Origin of the sequence: Nocardia sp. NBC_00416 (genome assembly GCF_036032445.1) — a bacterium.
Lineage (GTDB): Bacteria > Actinomycetota > Actinomycetes > Mycobacteriales > Mycobacteriaceae > Nocardia.
The window spans coordinates 150,444-170,149 of the sequence record NZ_CP107932.1; the positions used below are offsets into that span (position 1 = coordinate 150,444).

Annotated in this window: 20 protein-coding genes; 14 read left to right on the top strand and 6 right to left on the bottom strand. The window is 68.7% G+C overall.

All coding sequences use genetic code 11. From position 1 onward, the window contains the following. The first annotated feature begins 43 nt into the window (after window positions 1–43). The 7 genes from OG804_RS00735 (at window position 44) to OG804_RS00765 (ending at window position 7,086) form a co-directional block, all read left to right on the top strand. Window positions 44–1,210 carry an acyl-CoA dehydrogenase family protein gene (locus OG804_RS00735; RefSeq protein WP_328398176.1) on the top strand — a complete coding sequence of 389 codons (1,167 nt, stop codon included), beginning with the start codon at window positions 44–46 and terminating at the stop codon, window positions 1,208–1,210. After that, window positions 1,210–1,977 carry an SDR family NAD(P)-dependent oxidoreductase gene (locus OG804_RS00740; RefSeq protein WP_328392772.1) on the top strand — a complete coding sequence of 256 codons (768 nt, stop codon included), beginning with the start codon at window positions 1,210–1,212 and terminating at the stop codon, window positions 1,975–1,977. The genes OG804_RS00735 and OG804_RS00740 overlap by 1 nt, the downstream gene beginning before the upstream one ends. Further along, a complete protein-coding gene (locus tag OG804_RS00745; protein ID WP_328392774.1) occupies window positions 1,977–3,194 on the top strand; it encodes a CaiB/BaiF CoA transferase family protein in 1,218 nt (405 codons plus the stop codon). The genes OG804_RS00740 and OG804_RS00745 overlap by 1 nt, the downstream gene beginning before the upstream one ends. Beyond that, on the top strand, window positions 3,191–4,042 hold the full coding sequence (locus OG804_RS00750) for an enoyl-CoA hydratase/isomerase family protein (RefSeq protein WP_328392776.1): 852 nt from the start codon (window positions 3,191–3,193) through the stop codon (window positions 4,040–4,042). Before OG804_RS00745 ends, OG804_RS00750 begins: the two co-directional genes overlap by 4 nt. Continuing rightward, window positions 4,043–5,206 (top strand): thiolase family protein, encoded by a 1,164-nt coding sequence (locus OG804_RS00755; protein WP_328392778.1) that lies wholly within the window; start codon window positions 4,043–4,045, stop codon window positions 5,204–5,206. Between the two features lie 7 nt (window positions 5,207–5,213). Beyond that, complete coding sequence (locus tag OG804_RS00760) at window positions 5,214–6,362, top strand: acyl-CoA dehydrogenase family protein (protein WP_328392780.1); 1,149 nt, start codon at window positions 5,214–5,216, stop codon at window positions 6,360–6,362. A gap of 94 nt (window positions 6,363–6,456) precedes the next feature. Next, complete coding sequence (locus OG804_RS00765; RefSeq protein WP_328392782.1) at window positions 6,457–7,086, top strand: hypothetical protein; 630 nt, start codon at window positions 6,457–6,459, stop codon at window positions 7,084–7,086. A 22-nt stretch (window positions 7,087–7,108) separates the two neighbouring features. On the opposite strand, the gene OG804_RS00770 is transcribed toward OG804_RS00765, so the two are convergent. Both OG804_RS00770 and OG804_RS00775 read right to left on the bottom strand, forming a co-directional pair. Next, window positions 7,109–7,969 (bottom strand): TIGR03619 family F420-dependent LLM class oxidoreductase, encoded by an 861-nt coding sequence (locus tag OG804_RS00770; protein ID WP_328392784.1) that lies wholly within the window; start codon window positions 7,967–7,969, stop codon window positions 7,109–7,111. Window positions 7,970–8,206: 237 nt separating this feature from the next. Further along, window positions 8,207–8,737 carry a TetR/AcrR family transcriptional regulator gene (locus OG804_RS00775; protein WP_328392787.1) on the bottom strand — a complete coding sequence of 177 codons (531 nt, stop codon included), beginning with the start codon at window positions 8,735–8,737 and terminating at the stop codon, window positions 8,207–8,209. A gap of 83 nt (window positions 8,738–8,820) precedes the next feature. Here OG804_RS00775 and OG804_RS00780 point away from each other — a divergent pair, with 83 nt between their 5' ends. After that, window positions 8,821–9,216: a nuclear transport factor 2 family protein gene (locus OG804_RS00780; RefSeq protein WP_328392789.1), complete on the top strand. Its 396-nt coding sequence runs from the start codon at window positions 8,821–8,823 to the stop codon at window positions 9,214–9,216. Window positions 9,217–9,267: 51 nt separating this feature from the next. On the opposite strand, the gene OG804_RS00785 is transcribed toward OG804_RS00780, so the two are convergent. The 4 genes from OG804_RS00785 to OG804_RS00800 all read right to left on the bottom strand — a co-directional run bounded on the left by OG804_RS00785 (window position 9,268) and on the right by OG804_RS00800 (window position 13,410). Continuing rightward, complete coding sequence (locus OG804_RS00785) at window positions 9,268–10,236, bottom strand: NADPH:quinone oxidoreductase family protein (RefSeq protein WP_328398178.1); 969 nt, start codon at window positions 10,234–10,236, stop codon at window positions 9,268–9,270. Between the two features lie 5 nt (window positions 10,237–10,241). Continuing rightward, window positions 10,242–11,018, bottom strand: coding sequence for an enoyl-CoA hydratase-related protein (locus OG804_RS00790; protein ID WP_328392791.1), 777 nt, complete (start codon window positions 11,016–11,018; stop codon window positions 10,242–10,244). A gap of 71 nt (window positions 11,019–11,089) precedes the next feature. Then, a complete protein-coding gene (locus OG804_RS00795) occupies window positions 11,090–12,082 on the bottom strand; it encodes a phosphotransferase family protein (protein WP_328398180.1) in 993 nt (330 codons plus the stop codon). Between the two features lie 26 nt (window positions 12,083–12,108). After that, window positions 12,109–13,410 (bottom strand): acyl-CoA dehydrogenase family protein, encoded by a 1,302-nt coding sequence (locus tag OG804_RS00800; RefSeq protein WP_328392793.1) that lies wholly within the window; start codon window positions 13,408–13,410, stop codon window positions 12,109–12,111. A 36-nt stretch (window positions 13,411–13,446) separates the two neighbouring features. Between OG804_RS00800 and OG804_RS00805 the strand changes: the two genes are divergently transcribed. The 6 genes from OG804_RS00805 (at window position 13,447) to OG804_RS00830 (ending at window position 19,700) form a co-directional block, all read left to right on the top strand. Then, a complete protein-coding gene (locus OG804_RS00805) occupies window positions 13,447–14,112 on the top strand; it encodes a TetR/AcrR family transcriptional regulator (protein WP_328392795.1) in 666 nt (221 codons plus the stop codon). Between the two features lie 82 nt (window positions 14,113–14,194). Beyond that, window positions 14,195–15,430: an acyl-CoA dehydrogenase family protein gene (locus OG804_RS00810; RefSeq protein WP_328392797.1), complete on the top strand. Its 1,236-nt coding sequence runs from the start codon at window positions 14,195–14,197 to the stop codon at window positions 15,428–15,430. Window positions 15,431–15,584: 154 nt separating this feature from the next. After that, window positions 15,585–16,529 carry an acyl-CoA dehydrogenase family protein gene (locus tag OG804_RS00815; RefSeq protein WP_328398182.1) on the top strand — a complete coding sequence of 315 codons (945 nt, stop codon included), beginning with the start codon at window positions 15,585–15,587 and terminating at the stop codon, window positions 16,527–16,529. A 6-nt stretch (window positions 16,530–16,535) separates the two neighbouring features. Further along, window positions 16,536–17,315: an enoyl-CoA hydratase/isomerase family protein gene (locus OG804_RS00820; protein ID WP_328392799.1), complete on the top strand. Its 780-nt coding sequence runs from the start codon at window positions 16,536–16,538 to the stop codon at window positions 17,313–17,315. Between the two features lie 82 nt (window positions 17,316–17,397). Beyond that, entirely contained in the window at window positions 17,398–18,594 is a 1,197-nt protein-coding gene (locus tag OG804_RS00825; protein ID WP_328392801.1) for an acyl-CoA dehydrogenase family protein, read from the top strand. Then, window positions 18,594–19,700: an acyl-CoA dehydrogenase family protein gene (locus tag OG804_RS00830; protein WP_328392803.1), complete on the top strand. Its 1,107-nt coding sequence runs from the start codon at window positions 18,594–18,596 to the stop codon at window positions 19,698–19,700. The genes OG804_RS00825 and OG804_RS00830 overlap by 1 nt, the downstream gene beginning before the upstream one ends. Window positions 19,701–19,706: the final 6 nt, after the last annotated feature.

The following is a 19,706-nucleotide window of genomic DNA, read 5'->3' on the forward strand; positions in this document are numbered from 1 at the left end:
CGAGGGGCGGCGATGACGAGAGGAGTTCGACATGTCCGACGGTATGAGTTTCGAGCTGTCCGAGGATCAGCGGCTGATCCGGGACTCCGTGGCCGAGCTGGCCCGTAAGTTCGACGACCAGTACTGGATGGAGAAGGACCGGGAACATCAGTTCCCCACCGAGTTCTACCGCGCGATCGCCGACGGCGGCTGGCTGGGCATCACCATTCCCGAGGAGTACGGCGGGCACGGCCTCGGGATCACCGAGGCCTCCATCCTGGCCGAGCAGGTGTCCCGGTCGGGTGGCGGGATGAACGCCGCCACCTCGATCCACATGTCCATCTTCGGGATGCAGCCGGTGGTGGTGCACGGCTCGGAGGAACTGAAACAGCGCACGCTGCCGCGGGTCGCCCGCGGTGATCTGCACGTCTGCTTCGGCGTCACCGAACCGGGGGCGGGCCTGGACACCAGTCGTATCACCACTTTCGCCCGCCGCGACGGCGACCACTATGTGGTGAACGGTCGCAAGGTATGGATCTCCAAGGCGCTGGAGTCGGAGAAGATCCTGCTGCTGACCCGCACACAGAAGTACGACGAGGTCGAGAAGAAGACCAGCGGTATGACGCTGTTCCTCACCGATATCGACCGCGATCACATCGATATCCGGCCCATTCCGAAGATGGGCCGCAACGCGGTCTCCTCCAACGAGGTGTTCATCGACGATCTGCGGATCCCGGTGGCGGACCGGGTGGGCGAGGAAGGGCGCGGCTTCGAATATCTGCTCGACGGCCTGAATCCCGAGCGGATGCTGATCGCGGCCGAAGCGCTCGGTCTGGGCCGGGTGGCACTGGATCGCGCGGTCAAATACGCCTGTGAGCGGGAAGTCTTCGGGCGGCCGATCGGCAAGAACCAGGGCATCCAGTTCCCGCTGGCCGATTCGCTGACCCGGCTCGACGCGGCCGAATTGGTGCTGCGTAAAGCAACCTGGTTGTACGACCAGGGCAAACCCTGTGGCCGCGAGGCCAATACCGCCAAATATCTGTGCGCGGAAGCCGGTTTCGAGGCCGCGGACCGGGCGATGCAGACGCACGGCGGTATGGGGTATTCGGAGGAATATCACGTGTCCCGGTATTTCCGGGAGGCACGGGTGATGAAGATCGCGCCGATCAGTCAGGAAATGATCCTCAACTATCTGGGGTCGCACACATTGGGAATGCCGAGGAGCTACTGATGGCAGCGAAGAACGATCTGTTCGATCTGACCGGCCGCACGGCCCTGGTCACCGGCGCCGCCGGGGGTATCGGCTCGGCCGTGGCCCGGGCGCTGGCCGCCCAGGGGGCGGCGGTTCTGGTCACCGACCTCGACGGCGGCGCCGCCACGGCGGTCGCCGAGAAGATCACCGCGGACGGCGGGACGGCGCAGGCCGCCGCGCTGAACGTGGCCGATGCCGATTCCGCGGTGGCCGCGGCACGGCAGGCCGCCGAATTGGGCGGCGGGACCATCAATATCGTGGTGAACAATGCCGGGATCACCGCCCCGGCGATGTTCTCGAAGACCACGCCGGAGTCGATGCGCAAGATCTTCGACGTGCACGTGCTGGGGACTTTCCACTGCAGCCAGGCCGCACTGCCGTATCTGGCGACCGACGGCACCGGCCGCATCATCAACGTGACCTCGTCCGCGGGCCTGACCGGAACGCTGGGGCAGGTCAACTATTCCGCGGCCAAGGCCGGGATCATCGGCGTCACGAAATCGCTGGCCCGCGAACTCGCCCGGAAGAACATCCTGGTGAACGCGCTCGCGCCGCTGGCGGCGACGACCATGACCGAGACCATCCGCACCGACGAGAAATTCGCCGAGCAGATGCTCAACCGTATCCCGCTGCGCCGGTGGGCCGAACCCGACGAGGTCGCCGGCGCGTTCGTCTTCCTGGCCTCCGACGCCGCCTCGTTCGTGACGGGTCAGGTGCTGCCGGTCGACGGCGGCATGGTGATGTGATGACCGCTACCGGTCCGCTGGCGGGAGTGCTGGTGGTGGCGCTGGAGCAAGCGGTTTCGGCGCCCATGTGCACCCGCACCCTCGCCGATTTCGGTGCGCGGGTGATCAAGGTGGAGAACCCGGCCGGCGGTGATTTCGCCCGCCACTATGACGAGGTAGTGGCGGGGCAGGCGGCGCATTTCGTCTGGGTCAACCGGGGTAAGGAATCGGTGACCCTCGACCTCAAATCCGAACAGGGGATCGCGGTCCTGCACGAACTGCTGGCCGGTGCGGATGTCCTGGTGTCGAATCTGGCGCCGGGGGCGACCACCCGGCTGGGACTGGCGCCCGCGGACCTGGCCGAGCGCTATCCGGGGCTGATCGCATTGGAGATCGACGGGTTCGGCGCGGGCGGGCCGCTGTCCCACAAACGTGCCTACGACCTGCTCGTCCAGGCGGAGTCCGGTGTGTGCTCGGTGACCGGGCGGCCCGGGGAACCGGCCAAGCCCGGCCCGGCGGTCGCCGATGTGACGACGGGGCTGTATGCGGCGCTGTCGATTCTGGCGACGCTGTGCGGGCGCTACCGCGATATCGGTTCCGGCGGCGGCTCGATCAGTCTCAGCCTCTTCGACACCATGGCCGAGATGATGGGCTACCACCTGAACTACACCCGTCATTCCGGCGTCGAGCAGCAGCCGCTGGGTATGAGCTCACCGGCGGTCGCCCCGTACGGCTCCTACGGAACCGGCGACGGGCAGACCGTGGTACTCGGGACCACCAACGACCGGGAATGGCAGCGGCTGGCCCGCGAGATCCTCGGCCGGACGGATCTGGCCGACGACGCCCGGTTCGCCTCGAATTCCGATCGGGTGCGACACCGCGCGGCCCTCGACGAAGCCATCGGGGGCTGGTGTGCGCGGCACACGCTGGCCGAGATACAGAAGGCCGCCGACGAAGCCGGTATCGGGAACTCGCGGTACAACACCACCGCCGAACTGTTGGACCATCCGCAGCTCGCGGCCCGGGACCGCTGGCGCGAGGTCGGCAGCCCGGGCGGGCCGGTGCCCGCCCTGTTGCCGCCGGCCGTGATCAGCGGTTTCGAGCCGCCGATGGGTGCGGTACCGGGTCTGGGTGAGCACACCGACGCCGTATTGCGGGAACTGGGCCGCACTCCCGCGGAGATCGCCGAACTGCGCGCCGCCGCGGTGATCGGTCCGGCCTACGGGGAGCGGGCGTGAGCGCCGGGCCCGGCCCGGCCGATCTCGACGCCGTGCCGACCGGAGAGCCCGAACTGATCGTGTCCGATCGGGACGGAGTGCGGACGGTGACTCTGAACCGGCCGCACCGTAAGAACGCGATGACCTGGGCGATGTGGCGTGCGTTGGCCGATGTCCTGCGCGATACCGGCGGTGACCGCACCGTCCGGGCGCTGGTGCTCACCGGCGCCGGTCGCGCGTTCTGCTCCGGCGCCGATATCTCGGTGCCCGACGCCCGGCATCCGATGGACAAGATGCGTATCTTCACCGATCTGGCTCTGCACCTGCACGAACTGCCGATCCCGACCGTCGCGAAGGTGACCGGGGTGGCCGTCGGCGCGGGCTGGAACCTGGCACTGGGCTGTGACCTGGTGGTGGCGACCCCGGACGCGACCTTCGCGCAGATCTTCGCGCGCCGCGGTCTGTCGCTGGATCTGGGCGGCTCCTGGCTGCTGCCGAAACTGGTCGGGTTGCAGCAGGCGAAACGCCTGGCGATGTTGGCCGAGACGGTCGACGCGGGACACGCCGAGTCGCTCGGCCTGGTGACCTGGGTGATCGCGGCCGACGAGATCGACGCGTTCACCGACGATCTCGCGGATCGGCTCGCCGCCGGACCCCCGGTGGCGTTGGCGCAGACGAAAGCGCTTCTCAACGAAGGCGCCGACCATACATTACGAGAGGCTCTGGCCGGCGAGGCCCGGGCCCAGGGAGTCAATTTCGCCACAGCCGATGCGCCGGAGGCGTATGCGGCCTTCGCCGGGAAGCGCACCCCGCGGTTCACCGGCGCATGGTCGCTGCCTCCGGCCGGCGGCGAGAAAGGGAGCGGGTAGATGCGGGAAGCTGTGATCGCCGGCGCGGTGCGCACACCGGTCGGCAAACGTAAGGGCGGCCTGTCCGCGATGCATGCCGCGGACCTGTCCGCGGTGGTGCTGCGGGCGCTGGCCGAACGCACCGGTCTGGATCCGGCGCTGGTCGACGATGTGGTGTGGGGCTGCGTATCCCAGGTGGGTGACCAGTCGAGCAATATCGGTCGCTATGCGGTGCTGGCCGCGGGCTGGCCCGAATCCATTCCGGGCACCACTGTGAACCGGGCTTGCGGATCCAGCCAGCAGGCCTTGGACTTCGCGGCGCAGGCGGTGCTCTCGGGACAGCAGGATGTGGTCGTGGCCGGTGGTGTCGAGGTGATGAGCCGGGTACCGCTGGGCGCCGCCCGCGCGACCGGTCGGCCCTACGGCCCGCAAGTATTGGCCCGGTACGACGACTTCTCGTTCAACCAGGGTATTTCGGCGGAACTCATCGCCGGCAAATGGGGATTCTCCCGGACCGATCTCGACGAGTTCTCGGCCCGTTCACACGAACTGGCCGCCGCGGCGCAGGATCGGGGGGCTTTCGACGCGCAGATCGTCGCGGTCGACGCGCCGGCCGGGGAGACCACCGCGGGTGGCACGGTCGACACGGACGAGGGCATCCGGCGCGGTACCACCGCGGAGAAACTCGCGAATCTGAAACCGGCGTTCCAGGACGACGGAGTCATTCACGCCGGCAACTCCTCCCAGATCTCCGACGGCGCCGCCGCGCTGCTGGTCACCACACCGGAGAAGGCGGCCGAACTGGGTCTGACGCCGCTCGTGCGCTATCGCGCGGGCGCGGTGACCGGCGCCGACCCTGTACTCATGCTCACCGGACCGATCCCCGCGACCGCGAAGGTGCTGCGCAAAACCGGTCTGGCGATATCGGATATCGGGGTTTTCGAGGTGAACGAGGCGTTCGCGCCGGTGCCGCTGGCCTGGCTCGCCGAAACCGGCGCCGACCCGAAACTGCTCAATCCACTGGGTGGCGCCATCGCGCTGGGGCATCCGCTCGGCGGTTCCGGCGCCGTGCTCATGACTCGGATGATCCACCACATGCGGGACAACGGGATCCGGTACGGGCTGCAAACCATGTGCGAGGGCGGCGGTACCGCCAACGCCACCGTCGTCGAACTGCTCTCCTAGGAAGAATATGCGTCGCGATCTGTTCACCCCCGACCACGAAGCGTTCCGGGATCTGGCGCGCGAATTCATCGAGAAGGAGATCGTCCCGAACTATCCCGAATGGGAGAAACAAGGGCAGCTGCCGCGTGCGGTGTTCCGGCGGCTCGGTGAGCTCGGATTGCTCGGTACCGCTATCCCGGAGGAATACGGCGGGCTGGGCGTACGGGACTACCGGTACAACGTGGTGCTGCAGGAAGAGGCCCAGCGGGCGTTGGTGACGCTCAGTACCGTCCGCACCCAGCTCGACGTGATCCTGCCGTATTTCCTCGAGTACGCCGACGGGGCGCAGCGGCAACGCTGGTTCCCCGGTCTCGCGGACGGTTCCCTGCTCTCCGCGATCGCGATGACCGAACCGGGTACCGGATCCGATCTCGCCGGTATCCGCACCACGGCCGTGCGCGACGGCGACCACTATGTGCTCAACGGCGCGAAGACCTTCATCACCGGCGGGTTGCTCGCCGATCTGGTGATCGTGGTGGCCCGCACCGCCACGGACCCGGACAACCGGCGGGCCGGATTGACGCTGCTGGTGGTGGAGAACGGGATGGCCGGCTTCGAACGCGGCCGGGTACTGGACAAGATGGGGTGCAAGGTCCAGGACACCGTGGAGTTGTCGTTCACCGATGTGCGGGTCCCGGTGGCCAACCGCCTCGGGGACGAGGGCGCCGCCTTCGGGTACCTCGGTCACAACCTGCCCCAGGAGCGGATGACGGTGGCGGTGGGGTCGGTGGCCCAGGCGCGGGCCGCGCTGGCGGCGACCATCGACTACGTGCGGGAGCGCAAGGCGTTCGGCACCCCGGTGGCGTCGTTCCAGAACACCAAGTTCGAATTGGCCGCCATCTCCGCGGAGATCGAGGCGGCGCAGACGATGGCCGATCGGGCGGTACGGGATCTCGTGGACGGGCAGCTCTCCGGCGCGGATGCCGCGCGCGTGAAATTGTTCGCCACCGAGACCCAGGCCCGGGTGGTGGACCGCTGCCTGCAGCTGTTCGGCGGCTACGGCTACATGATGGAGTATCCGATAGCCAGGCTCTATACCGATGCCCGGGTAGCCCGTATCTACGCGGGGACCAGTGAGGTCATGAAAGTTATCATTGCCAAAGATCTGGGTTTGTGATGTATCGCACATTTAATATTTCGGTGAGATGTAGGTCACAGAGTGCTGTTCGAACCTACTGTTTCAGCAGTTGGTTTATCGAACGGAGTGCCCGGTGATCGGTTCACGGGATGGAGACGGTGCGGCTGATTGCCTGCTCGACGCCGACAACGTGGTCGGCGCGGGCCTACTCCCGGTCGACACCATGCGCGCACACGCCCGGCGCCACCCGCTGCGGCATCGGCTCGCCATCGTCGCGCCCAACACCGTGGACGCGGTGCGGTACGCCGGTGGTTTCATCTTCGACCGCATGATGGGCGGCTGGGAGGTGGTGGCCGTGCTCACCGAACACGACGACGTACGCCCGCTGGAGATACTCGGCGCGACCGTCCTGGACCTCACCACCGCCATGGCCTCCCCGGTGCACGACACCTGGCCGGAGAGCGTGTTGCTCGCGCCGGACGTCTTCGTCTCGAACGAATGGGTCCGCAAGGGCGCCATCGACTGTCTGGACAACGGTCTGGCCGAACTCGCTGTCTGGGGCGACGATCTTCCGGTCGAACTCGCCCGCCGCGTTCTTTCGGCGCATCACCGGCTGAGTTCGGCGGCGCGCGCGTTCAAGCGGTGCGCTCTCGGCGCGGCGGGTGTGCCGGAACAGGCGCGTGAGGATATCGAGGTTTTCCACAGCGGCGAGGTGCTGCTCGCCGACCTGCGCGGTCGGCAGGACCTGGTGCGCGCGGTGTGAGCCGGCTCCGGCCGGTACCCGGTCACGAGTGCCCGGTCAGGAACCGCTGGGCGAACTGCGAGAGTTCGTCCTGCTGTTCGGCCGGGTCGGTGGCCGTGGCGCTGACGACGACGCGATCCACCCCCTGCGCCGCGAAGGCCGCGAGCCGCTCGTCGGTCATATCGAGTCCGCTCCAGCGCGTGTACTCGAGGCGGCCGGGATCTCGCCCCGCCGCTTCGGCAGTCGACCTCGCCAGCTCCCACTGCGCGGTCCGCTCGTCGGGTAGAAGCGCGCCGCCCGCGAAGTAGCCGTCGCCGCGCAGGCCCGTGCGGCGGGCGGCGGCCCGGCTCGATCCGCCGATATGAATGGGCAGCGTCGTGGCCCGATACGGTTTGGGGAACTGGACGAGGTTGTCGAAAGAGAAGAACTCGCCGTGGAATCCGACGCCCGCGTCGTCGCCCTCCCACAGCAGTCGCAGTACATCGATCGCCTCGTCGGCCCGTCGGCCGCGGGTGCGGAAATCGACATTCGCGGCCGCGGCCTCGGCGGGCAGGGCGCCCAGTCCCACGGTCAGCAACCGCATCCGGCCTTTGGAGAGCACATCGATCGTCGCCAGTTGCTTGGCCAATACGACGGGGTGGCGGTAGGGCAGCAGGAGTACGCCGGTCCCGAGCAGGAGTCGATCGGTGGCCGCGGCGATGAAGGCGAGCGTGTCGAGCGGATCGACGAAGGGCAGGGTGGGCGGCACTTCGAACGTGTGCAGTTGCGCGCCGGGATACAGCACCAGATGTTCGGGTAGGTACAGGCCCTCGAACCCGCAGGACTCGGCATGCCTCGCGTAATCGACCAGGCGATCCGGGTCGGTCCCGAAATGGGCGGTGCTGTAGCTGACCGCGAACTTCATACCGTTTCCTTCCGGTGCGCCGCCCGTGCCGTCGGGCGGCGTGTGTGCGCCCGGATCCGGGGCCGCACGGCCGCATCGGTACCAGCGGCTCCTGGGAAAGGAACCTTCCCTCGTTATCGCGAAAATTCCCGTCGCGGTGCCGGGCTGGGGACCGTGATCGCCAGGGCTCGGCCGGAGTGGGTCACGTCGAGCCTCGGATATCCGAAACCGATCGCTCTACCAGGACCGCCGAGGCGTTCAGCGCGGCCGAAGGCCGTCGAAGACAACCATGCTCGGCGTTTCGTCGCCGTCGGCGTAGCGGTCGGCGTGGACGGCTCCGGCCAGGACGGCGAGCAACTGCGTCGTGGTGAGGTCGGCGCGCACGGCGCCGGCCCGCTGGGCGCGGACGAGTAGATCGGTGACCGCCTCCCGGAACCGGGACCGGCCGGCTTCGGCGAGCGCGTCGAGCCCGAGTCCGGCGTCCGCGTAGACGGTCTTGACCCGCGACTGCTCGACCGCCCGGCGCAGGAAGGCGAAAACCGCCTCGCCGGGATCGTCGGCCGCGGCGGTCTTTTCGGCATCGGCGACGAGGCTGTCGAAGTGGGCTTCCAGTACGGCGCGGAGCAGATCTTCTTTGGTCGGGAAATGGCGGAAGACCGTGCCTACCCCGACCCCCGCCGCCCGGGCGACCTGTTCGGTCGAGACCGCTACGCCTTCCGCGGCGAAGATCTCCGCGGCGGCGGCCAGGACCTTGGCGCGGTTGCGGACAGCGTCGGCGCGTGGGCTCATCTCATCCTCTTCCAAACGGAGTCGACACTCCGTATGATATAAAACGGAGTATGAACTCCGATTCTAGAACGAGGGAGTCGAAGATGTCCGTCACCCCAGGTGAAGTATTCGCCCGTCTGCTGTCCGGTATCGAGAAGCGGCGGTTCGAGGATCTCGCCGACCTCTACGCCGAGGACTGCGTGGTGGAGTTGCCCTTCGCGCTGCCGGAGCCCGTGCGTCTGGTCGGCCGTAGTGCGCTGGCCGCGCATTTCGAACGCAGCAGGCGCACGCCGATGGACATGACCGTGCGTAACCCGGTAGTCCACGAGACCGGGGATCCGGAGGTGATCATCGCCGAATGGGACTACACCCTGCGTAATCGGTCGAGTGGTGCGGAGCTGGCGGTGTCCAATATTCAGGTGCTGCGGGTCCGGGACGGAAAGATAGTGGCCACGCGCGATTTCCACAATCACGCGGCGATGGCCGCGGCCATGGGCTGACCGGCCCTCCGCGCCGATGCCCCCGGCGGGGGCTGTCCACGTGGCGTCCGCCTATGCCGTCATGTCGATGAGTACCTTGCCGACAGCCCGGCCCGCGGCGACCTCCCGGAGGGCCCGGGCGGTGTGTTCGAGCGGGAAGACCGCACCGATATGCGGCGCGACCCGGCCGTCGGCCAGCAGTCCCGCGAGTTCCTTTTCGTTACGCTCGAATTCGTCCGGGTCGAGATCCCGGAACTGGAAGCCCAGGACTTGTAAGCCCTTGACCAGCACCAGGTTCAGCGGGATTCGGGGGACGGTTCCGGATGCGTATCCGATGGTGACGAAGCGGCCGCCGCGGCCCAGTGCGCGCAGCGCCGGTTCGGACAGGTCGCCGCCGACGGGGTCGAGGACGGCCGCCGCGCCGCCCGGCACCGCCGCCCGCAGGGCTTCCCGAAGTTCTCCCGCGCGATGATCGATCAGCCGGGTCGCGCCGTAGGATCGTGCGGCGGCCAGCTTCTCGGCAGACGAGGCCACGGCCACCACCTCCGCGCCGAGTGCGGCACCCAGCTGCACCGCCGCCAGCCCGACCCCGCCGCCCGCACCGAGCACGACCACGGTCTCGCCGGCGCGGATCCGCGCGACCGACCGGAGTGAGTGGTAGGCGGTGCGGTAGGCGACGCCGAAGGCGGCCGCGGTCCGATCGTCCACGCCTTCCGGTATCGGGGTGAGGTTCGTCGCGGGGACCACGATCTCTTCGGCGAACGCGCCGTACAAGCCGGTGCCGGCGACGCGGTCGCCCACGGCCACGCCGGTGCAGTCGGAGCCCAACTCTGTTATCACACCGGCGAATTCGCTGCCCGGGACGAACGGCGGCGGCACGGTGATCTGGTACCGGCCGGCGATCAACAGGACATCCGGGAAGTTCGCGGCGGCCGCGTGCACCCGGACGCGGACCTGCGCTTCTCCGGGCCGGGGCGCGGGCCGTCGCTCGACCCGGAGCACTTCCGGCGTACCGAATTCGGGGCAGACCACCGCCCGTATCGAGGTCATTCGCCCCGCCACACCGGGGCGCGCTTCTCCATGAACGCCGTCGCGCCCTCCTTGGCGTCCGCGCTGGCGAATACCACGCCTTGCCAGTGTCGCTGCCGCTCGGCGGCCTTCGCGGGATCGGTCACCGACAGACGCACCAGTTCCTTGCAGGCGGCGACCCCCAGCGGCCCGTTCGCGGCGATGCGTTCGGCGAAACCGACCGCGGTCTCGAGCACCTGGTCCGCCGGTACCACCGAATTCAGCAGGCCGATCTCGTAACCGCGTGCGGCGGTGAAGAGCTCGCCGGTGAGGGTGAGTTGCAGCGCGATGCCCAGCGGTATCCGTTCGGCGATGTAGGTACCGCCGCCCCCGGGGAAGAGTCCCCGTTGCACCTCGGGCAGACCGAACTTCGCGGTCTCGGCGGCGACGATCAGATCACAGCCCAGCAGCAGTTCCAGACCGCCGCCCACCGCGCTGCCGTTGGCCGCGCCGACCACCGGCACCTCGACCGCACCGCGGGTGAGGCGCTGGAAGGCCCGGTTCTCCGGGGTGTCGCTGAACCCGACGTCCTCGCCGCCGGCGAACGCGCGCAGATCCATTCCGGAGCAGAACGCGCGCTCCCCGGCGGCGGTGAGCACCAGGGCGCGGATGGCGGGATCGGATTCGGCCGCCAGGACGGTCGCCCCGATGCCGCCGATCAGGTTCCCGTTGAGCGCGTTGCGGGCCTCCGGACGGTTCAGGGTGAGGACGGTGACCGGACCGCGGCGGTCCACCAGGAATTCTTCATCGCTCATGCTGTGTCGATCGGTCACGAACGAGGGCCCTTCGTGGTTACGCTGCGCTGCCGCCTTCGGGCCTGACTCGTTCATGACGTGTACTCCGTTGTCTCGGTGAGTTCGGCGGCCGAGCGCATCAGTTCGGGCACGATCGGGCCGAAGGACTGCAGTTTCACGTCGTCGCCCGCGCGTTGGAAGCCTTGTTCCAGCACGATCGCGAGTTTCCATTTGGCGAGGATCAGGTAGTAGTCCAGATCGTCTACCTGGCGCCCGGACACTTCGGCGTAGTGCGCGACGACCTGGTCGCGCGTGGGCATACCGCGCATATCCACATACCCGGACTCGCCGGCCTCCGGAGCGGAAGTGTCCGCCGGCCAGCTCTGCACCATCCAGGCCAGATCGAGTTTCGGATCGCCGACCGTGCCCATCTCCCAGTCGACGATGGCGGCCAGCCGGGCCGGATCGCCGTCGCGGTACATGACATTGGCGAACTGGTAGTCGCCGTGCATGAGTCCGGGGATGTAGTCCAGCGGCCGGTGCTCGCGCAGCCAGCGGGTGGCGGTGTCCATGCCGTCGAGTTCGCGGCCCTTGATCCGTTCGAAGAAACCGGTCCACCGGGCGACCTGGCGTTCGTGGAAACCGTCCGGCCGGCCCAGATCGTGCAGGCCCCGCTCCCGCCAGTCCACTTTCGACAGCAGTGCGATCCCCTCGGTGAGCTGGTAGGCCAGTCCGGCGCGGGCGGTGAGGTCGGTGTCGAACGGGGCCGGCCAGATCCGGCGGTGGTCCATCGGCGACCAGCCGTCCACGAACCCCATCAGGTAGAACGTCCTGCCGAGTACGGATTTGTCGGTACAGACCCCCACGGCAGCGGTGTGCGGGACCTCGGAGCCGTCCAGCGCCTCGATGATCCGCCACTCCCGCAGGATGCCGTTGTCCCGGTCGGCCGGGGCGTGGGCCGGTGGTATCCGGAGCACACAGCGATGTTCGCCCCGGGTGATCTCGTAGATCTCGTTCTGGGTGCCGCCCGAGAGCAACCGTGTCTCCAGCGGTTCGCCCTTGCCCGGGAGCTCGGCCTCGTCCATCCAGTTCGCCAGCGGCGCGAAGTCGATCACTGGTTGCCCACCTCGTTCTCCAGGTAGTCGGCGTATTTGCGGCGCGCCGACTCGAGCTTGCGGGGTATCCATTCCGTCGGCCAGAGATCGTCGCTGGGCCGGTGGTCGCGCAGGACCTGTTTGGCGACGGTCATCTTGTGCACCTCGGTGGGACCGTCGGCCAGGCCCATCACGCCGGCGCCGTGGATCATGGTGAAGAAGGGCATCTCGTTGGTGGTGCCGAGCGCGCCGTGCACCTGCATGGCGCGCCAGGCGATATCGTGCAGCACCGTCGGCATCACCACCTTCACGGTGGCGATGTCCTTGCGGACCTTCTTGTAGTCGTTGTACTTGTCGATCTCCCACGCGGTGTAGAGCACCAGCAGGCGGAACTGTTTCAGCTGGGCGTAGGAGTCGGCGATATAGCCCTGCACGAACTGCTTGTCGGACAGCCGGCTGCCCGCGGTCTCCCGGCTCAACGCCCGCTCGCACATCATGTCCAGGGCTTTCTGGGCGAGTCCGATGGTGCGCATGGCGTGATGGATGCGTCCACCGCCGAGTCGGGTCTGCGCGATCACGAACGCCTGTCCCGCCGCACCGAGCAGCGCTTCGGCGGGAACGCGGACGTTGTCGTAGTGGATCAACGCGTGCGAACCGTCGTTCAGCGGTTCCCCGGCGAGGCCGATATTGCGTTCGATCACGATACCGGGGGTGTCGGTGGGCACCAGGAACATCGACATCCCTTGGTAGGGGCTGACGTCCGGGTCCGTCACCGCCATCACGATCAGGAACGACGCGGTGCGCGCGTTGGAGGAGAAGAATTTCCAGCCGTTGATCACCCAGTCGTCACCGTCGCGCGCGGCGCGGGTGCGGAACTGGGTCGGGTCGGCGCCGGCCTGCGGTTCGGTCATCGAATAGCAGGAGAAGAGTTCGCCTTCCAGCAGCGGCCGCAGGTATCTCTCTTTCTGGGCCGCGGTGCCGTAGTGCGCGATGATCTCGGCATTACCGGTGTCGGGGGCCTGGCAGCCGAAGACTATGGGCGCCCAGGAGCTGCGACCGAGGATCTCGTTGAGCAGCGCCAGTTTCAGCTGCCCGTACCCCTGCCCGCCCAGGTCCGGACCGAGGTGGGTCGCCCACAACCCCTGCTCCCGGACCCGCTGCTTGAGCGGGTCGACGGCGGCCCGCCGGGGACCTTCCAGTGGGACGAACTGCTGATGCGGCCAGATGAGGTCCAGCGGCTCGACCTCGTCGCGTACGAACGCATCGGCCCAGTCCAGCTTTGCCTGGAAGTCGGGGTCGGTCTCGAAATCCCATGCCATTTGCGCCTCCTCTCTCGTGGTGAGAATATACTTCTTGTGAACAAGAATGCAATTCTTCCAGAGTCGGGGCTGGTCGGCCGGATCGCGCGGCAGGCGGTGGCCGAACGGGAGGCCGAGTACGCGGACGAGATCCGCCGATTGCTGGACGCGGCGCTGGCTCAGGTGCGGCGGTGCGGTCCGGACGCGCGCCCCCGAGTCGCCGATATCGTGGCGGCGGCGGGCCTCTCCAACGATGCGTTCTACCGGCACTTCCGGTCCAAGGACGCGCTGATGGCGGCGGTGCTGGCCGACGGTGCGGAACGGCTGACGGACTATGTCGCGCACCGGATGTCGAAGGAACCGCGGGCCGATGCGCAGGTCCGCTGCTGGGTGGCGGCCATCCTGGCCCAGGCGGACGAGCCGCTCGCCGCGGATGCGCGGGCGGTGCTGTGCCATACCGGAGCGCTGGGGTCGGACCTGGTGACCGGCCAGGTCGGGTCGGCTCCGCGGCGGTTGGCCGTGCTGCTGCACGCTCCGTTCGCCGAACTCGGGGTCCGGGAACCGGAACTCGCCGCCGGACTGGTCGCCTATGCGACGGTGGGGAAATTATCGGAGTACCTGTGGTCGCATACCGAGCCGACGGCCGCCGATATCGAGCGAATGGGGGAGTTCTGCCTGGCCGCAGCCGCGGCGGCCGTGACGCGCGACGATCCGCCCGGGTGATGCGAGGTCGGGTGCGGCGGAATACTGACCGCCAAACCAGTAAACATTGCAATCCTTATGAGGATTGACGTAGGGTACGCCCATGGACTTCACGATGGGTGCGACCGCCGCGAAGCTCCGCGGGGAGCTACGCCGGTTGATCGCCGATGAGGTCCCCGCCGACTATCTGGGCGCCTTCACCGATGATCCCGCGGATCTGGCCGTCGCTCAGCGTTTCTGCGCGACTCTCGCCGAACGCGGCCTGCTCTGCCTGGCCTGGCCGGAGGAATTCGGCGGCCGCGGCGCCTCGATCTGGGAGCAGACCGTGGTGCGCGAGGAGATGTGGGCGCAGCACGAACCGCGCGGCGCGCAGTACATGGGCGTGAACTGGGTGGGTCCGACCATCATGCGCCACGGCACCCCGGAACAGCAGCGCAAACACCTCCAGCCGATAGCGCGCGGCGAAGTCGTCTGGTGTCAGGGCTTCTCCGAACCCGACGCGGGCTCGGACCTGGCCTCCCTGCGTACTCGCGCCCGCCGCGACGGTGACGGCTGGTCGATTTCGGGCCAGAAGATCTGGACTTCCTACGCGTCCATGGCGCAGTGGTGCTTCCTGCTGGCCCGTACCTCCAATGCCGGACGTAAACAGCAGGGACTCACCGTTTTCCTCTTGCCGATGTCGGATCCCGGCATCACCGTCCGCCCGATCAGATCGATGCTGGGCCCGCATCATCTCAACGAAGTGTTCTTCGACGGCGTCCGCGCGACCGAAGCCGACGTACTGGGCGAGGTGGACAACGGCTGGTCGGTCGTGCAGGAAGTGCTGGCCTTCGAGCGCGTCGGGATCGCCCGCTACGCGCGGTGCGACCGGTTGCTGCACGCCGCGCCCGAGGTGCTCGGCGAGGTCTGGGACGAGATCCCGGCGGCGTTGCGGGGCCGCTGGGCGCGGCTGCTCACCCGCTGCCGACGTGCCCGACTGCTCGCGTATCAGGTGCTGTCGCTACAGAATTCGGGCACAGTCGCGCCGGGTGACGCCGCGGCCTACCGGATCGCGGTGACCCGGCTGGATCAGGAGAGCGCCGAGGTGCTGGTGGAACTCGCGGCGTCGGTTCCAGCGGATTCCGACGCGCGTCGCCGGTTCCGGCGCGCCGTCCACGACCACTGGCGGTACGCCAACGCGGCCACCGTCGCGTCCGGGAGTATCGAGGTGCAGCGCATACTGCTCGCGCGTGAACTGCTGGGCGCACCACGGCCCGAGCGTGACGCGCCCCGGCCGCCGCCCGCCGCGACCGAGGAGCGGGGGAGTGGCCGCCTGTTGCCGGGGCAGGTCGGGTCATGAGCGGCGAACGCGCCGCGCCCCCCGCCGGCCGGGGAGAATTCGCCGGCGGGTCCGGCGCGGAAAGCGGGGCGGCCCACAACCGCAGGGGATATCGCGGCCGGCGGAGGAGGACAGTGTGAGTACGTCGGACGCGGCGCCCGGGCCCGCCCACGAGGTGCGGATCGAACTCGCCGACGAGGCACAGGAATTCGGCCGGGAGATCGTGCGCGCACTGCGCGCGGCCGGCGGAGACGAACTGGTCCAGCGGGCCGAACAAGAACCGGCGGGCCGACAGCGGCTGATCGAGCCGGTACTGGCCGGCCTCGGGGCGTGGGAACTCGCCCCGCGGCGGGACCCGGTCGAGTTGGAGGCGGCCGCGGCCCTGTGCCGTGGCGCCGGCTACTGGGCTGCGCCCTATCCCGTCGCGGAGCGGCTGGCGCGATCCGACGACGCGGACTACGACGGACTGATCGTGGTGTCCGGGCCGGAGCCTTCGGGCGCGGTGGCCGGGGTCGATCTGCACTGGGCGACCGTGGCACCGGACGGCGCGCGCGGGTCGGCGACGCCGCTGGCCTCGGAGGCGTCCACCAGGGAGTCGGCATTCGTGACCCGGCTCGACATCGATCCCCGCGACGGCGACGGCGGCGCGGATCTCGCGCTGGCCCTGACGCTTCCGTGCTGGACGCTCCTGGGCATGCTGGACCGGGCGCTGGAACTGGCTCGGTCCCATGTACAGGTCCGGGAACAGTTCGGCCGGCCGCTGGCGGAGTTCCAGGGGGTGCAGTTCCAGCTCACCGATGCCGAGGTCGAGCGGCGGGGAGTCGACCTCTTGGCCCGGTACGCGCTGTGGAGTATCCAGACGAACCGTCCCGAGGCGGTCGCGGACGCGCTGGCGCTGCGACTGGCGGCGCTGGAGGCCGCCGATATCGTGTTCCGGATCGCGCACCAGGTGCACGGCGCCGTCGGTTTCTGCGACGAGACCACACTGTCGTGGCTGTCCCGGTACAGTCTGCCGCTGCGCCGGTTCCCGTTCGGGATCGCGCGCACCGAGGAACTGCTGACCGACCGGATCGGCCGTCGCGGTCTGGCGGGTCTGTTCTCCGATCCGGCGGGAGTGTGAGGCGCTGTGCGATACGACCTGCCCGGGGCGCTGACGGTCACCGGTGAGGGTGCGGTGCGCACCGTCACCATCAATCGTCCCGATGAACTGAACGCGGTGGACGCCGACCTGCACCGGGCGCTGGCCCAGGTGTGGCGGCAGTTGGCGGCCGATACCGAGGCACGGGTGGTGATCCTCACCGGCGCCGGTCGGGCGTTCAGCGCGGGCGGCGACCTGGACTGGATCACCTCGTTCCTGGACGACCCGGTGGCCCGGGACGAGAGCATCCGCGAGGGCGCGGAGATCATCGAGGAACTGCTGCGATTCCCGCTGCCGGTGATCGCGGCGGTCAACGGTCCCGCGGTAGGTCTGGGCGCCAGTATCGCGATCCTCTGCGATATCGTCCTGATCTCCGAACGCGCCCATCTGGCCGATCCGCACGTGGCTGTCGGGTTGGTGGCGGGCGACGGCGGCGCGGCCTTCTGGCCGCTGCTCACGCCGATTCTGCGGTCCCGGGAGTACCTGTACACCGGCGACCGGATCGACGCGCCGACCGCGGTGGAACTGGGACTTGCCACGCGAACGGTCGCGCCGGAGGAATTGTCGGCCGCGGCGCGGGCGCTGGCGGAACGGTTGGCCGCATTGCCGCCACAGGCGCTGAGCAGTACCAAACGTGTGGTGAACATGTATCTTTCGCAGGCGGTGGCCGGGCCCCTGCAAGCCGGTTTCGCCGCCGAGGTGACGACCATGCAGTCAGCCGATCACCGGAAGAAGTTGGCGGCGTTGCGTGGGCGTGCCCCGCGATGACACCGATGCGCGCATCCGGTCGGCGCAGGTGCTCGCATCCGGTCGGCGCAGGTGCGCCCGCGCGTGATGACGGGAGACGCTGATGTCCGGCAGTGACCTCGCCGAATTCCGGGACACCGTGCGGCGATGGTGCCGCGCGCACGTACCCGCGGAGTGGCGGACGACCCAGACCGGCGCGACCGACGCGGAATTCGTGGCATTCCAGCGGGATTGGTTCCAGCAGTTGCGCGCCACCGGGTACGCGGTGCCGCACTGGCCCCGCGAATACGGCGGCGGCATACCGATTCCCGAGCAGATCGTGCTGTATCAGGAACTCGCCGCGCACGACGCACCGCGGCTGGTGCTGGCGTTCGTGGCGATCCATCACGCCGCCGCCACCCTGCTGGCCGCCGGCACCGACGAACAGAAGCAACGGCATCTCCCGGCGATTCTCGACGGTGAACTGTGGGTGCAGGGCTTCTCGGAGCCGGACGCGGGATCCGATCTGGCCGCGCTGCGCACCGCCGCGCGGCGCGACGGCGGCGACTACGTGGTCACCGGGCAGAAGGTGTGGGCGAGCGGCGCCCAGTACGCCGACTGGTGTCTGCTGCTGGCGCGTACCGACCCGGACGTCCCCAAGCGCAAGGGCATCTCCTATTTCCTCATGGATATGCGCAGTCCGGGGATAGAAGTGCGACCCATCCGCCAGGCGACGGGGGAGTCGCATTTCTGTGAGATCTTCCTCGACGAGGTGCGGATACCCGCCGCGAATCTGATCGGCGCCGAGAATCGGGGCTGGCAGCTCGCGCAGCAGACATTGGGCGCCGAACGCGGCCTGACCATGCTGGAACTGGCCGAACGGCTGGGCAACGCGGGTTTCCGGTGGCTGGTCGAGGAGTGCCGCAAACCCGGACCGCTCGGGCAGCGGCCCGTCGACGATGCCCAGATCGCGGATCGGCTGGCCCGGCTCGAGATCGAACTGGCCGGACTTCGCGCGCTGTGCCGCGATCTGGTCGAACGACACGATGCCGGCGCCGTCGGCCCGGCCGACGCGTCCGTGGTGAAGCTCTACTACAGCGAACTCCTCCAGCGGATGACCGATTTCGGGGTCGAGGTCTGTGGTCTGCCGGGCCAGGCCGTCCTGCGTAAGCCGATGTCGGGCGGCTGGGAATCCGGCGCCTGGGTGCTGGATTTCGTCGGATCGTGGGAGTGGACCGTGCCCGGCGGCAGCAGTGAGATCCAGCGCACCATCATCGGCGAACGTGGACTGGGGCTGCCCCGAGAACCGGCGGGCGCGTGATGAGCGGCGAATTCGGCGAGTTCCACGACGAACTGCGCACGGTGGCCCGGGACCTGCTCGGCAAGACCGGTGCGGACGGCGTCGACTGGCCGCTCTTGGTTCGTGCCGGCTGGACGGGTCTCGAGGTTCCGGAAGAATACGAGGGGACGGCGGCCACGTTCACCGAGGTCGCGATCCTGCTCGAGGAGATCGGCCGGGCGGCCGCGCGTACCGCGTACCCGAGTGTCGCGGCGGGCGTCGGTGCGCTCAGTGCGCTGGAGCCCGACGCCCGCCGGGACACGGTCCTGCGTGAAACCGTTGCGGGTACCACGATCCCTGTCGCGGTACTCGGTGGAGATATGGTGCCGGCGGCCGGCGGCGAAACGGCTTGTGCCGGCACCGGAGGCATAGTACCCACATTTCTGCTGACCGAAACCATCGAGGGTTTTCGATTGTCGGGATCGGCCGATTTCGTCCCGGACGCCCCGGTCGCGACCACCCTGCTCATACCCGCCCGGGCGCCCGGCGGGTCCGTTCGCCTGGTGTTCGTGGAGCCGGGTGCGGGCGGGCTGCGGATCGCCGAACGACAAGTCGTGGACGCGACCCGTTCGCTCGGCCGGGTGGAGGCGCACGAGGTATCCGTGGCAGCGGAGTCGATCCGGCCCTTCCGGTCCGATATTCGCGACGGTTTGCGCGTACTCTACGACCGCGCCGCACTGGCGGTGGCGTGTGACAGTCTGGGAATCGCCGCGTCCATGCTGGACGCCACTGTCGAATATGCCCGGGTCCGTACGCAATTCGACCGGCCGATCGGTTCCTTCCAAGCGGTGAAGCACGCCTGCGCCGATATGTTCGTGGAACTGACCATCGCGCGCCGGCTGGTGTCGGGCGCGCTGGCGGCGGACGGTACGGCGGACCGCAGCCGAGCCGTCTCGGCGGCGAAGTCCTTCACCGGTGAGGCCGGGGTGCGGATCGCCGGCAAGGCCATGCAGTTGCACGGCGGCATCGGCTACACCTGGGAGAGCGGGATCCACCGCTACCTGAAACGGGCGACCCTCAATCGTGCGCTGTTCGGTGCCCCCGCCGATCATCGCCGAGTCCTCGCCGACCGCTACCGGGCCGGTTGACCGGTC

Excerpts from the sequence above, each read along its gene's own strand:
- OG804_RS00735 (WP_328398176.1), top strand. The coding sequence starts at position 44 with ATGAGTTTCGAGCTGTCCGAGGATCAGCGGCTGATCCGGGACTCCGTG.
- OG804_RS00740 (WP_328392772.1), top strand. The coding sequence starts at position 1,210 with ATGGCAGCGAAGAACGATCTGTTCGATCTGACCGGCCGCACGGCCCTG.
- OG804_RS00745 (WP_328392774.1), top strand. The coding sequence starts at position 1,977 with ATGACCGCTACCGGTCCGCTGGCGGGAGTGCTGGTGGTGGCGCTGGAG.
- OG804_RS00755 (WP_328392778.1), top strand. The coding sequence starts at position 4,043 with ATGCGGGAAGCTGTGATCGCCGGCGCGGTGCGCACACCGGTCGGCAAA.
- OG804_RS00760 (WP_328392780.1), top strand. The coding sequence starts at position 5,214 with ATGCGTCGCGATCTGTTCACCCCCGACCACGAAGCGTTCCGGGATCTG.
- OG804_RS00770 (WP_328392784.1), bottom strand. The coding sequence starts at position 7,969 with ATGAAGTTCGCGGTCAGCTACAGCACCGCCCATTTCGGGACCGACCCG.
- OG804_RS00775 (WP_328392787.1), bottom strand. The coding sequence starts at position 8,737 with ATGAGCCCACGCGCCGACGCTGTCCGCAACCGCGCCAAGGTCCTGGCC.
- OG804_RS00780 (WP_328392789.1), top strand. The coding sequence starts at position 8,821 with ATGTCCGTCACCCCAGGTGAAGTATTCGCCCGTCTGCTGTCCGGTATC.
- OG804_RS00790 (WP_328392791.1), bottom strand. The coding sequence starts at position 11,018 with ATGAGCGATGAAGAATTCCTGGTGGACCGCCGCGGTCCGGTCACCGTC.
- OG804_RS00795 (WP_328398180.1), bottom strand. The coding sequence starts at position 12,082 with ATGGACGAGGCCGAGCTCCCGGGCAAGGGCGAACCGCTGGAGACACGG.
- OG804_RS00800 (WP_328392793.1), bottom strand. The coding sequence starts at position 13,410 with ATGGCATGGGATTTCGAGACCGACCCCGACTTCCAGGCAAAGCTGGAC.
- OG804_RS00810 (WP_328392797.1), top strand. The coding sequence starts at position 14,195 with ATGGACTTCACGATGGGTGCGACCGCCGCGAAGCTCCGCGGGGAGCTA.
- OG804_RS00825 (WP_328392801.1), top strand. The coding sequence starts at position 17,398 with ATGTCCGGCAGTGACCTCGCCGAATTCCGGGACACCGTGCGGCGATGG.
- OG804_RS00830 (WP_328392803.1), top strand. The coding sequence starts at position 18,594 with ATGAGCGGCGAATTCGGCGAGTTCCACGACGAACTGCGCACGGTGGCC.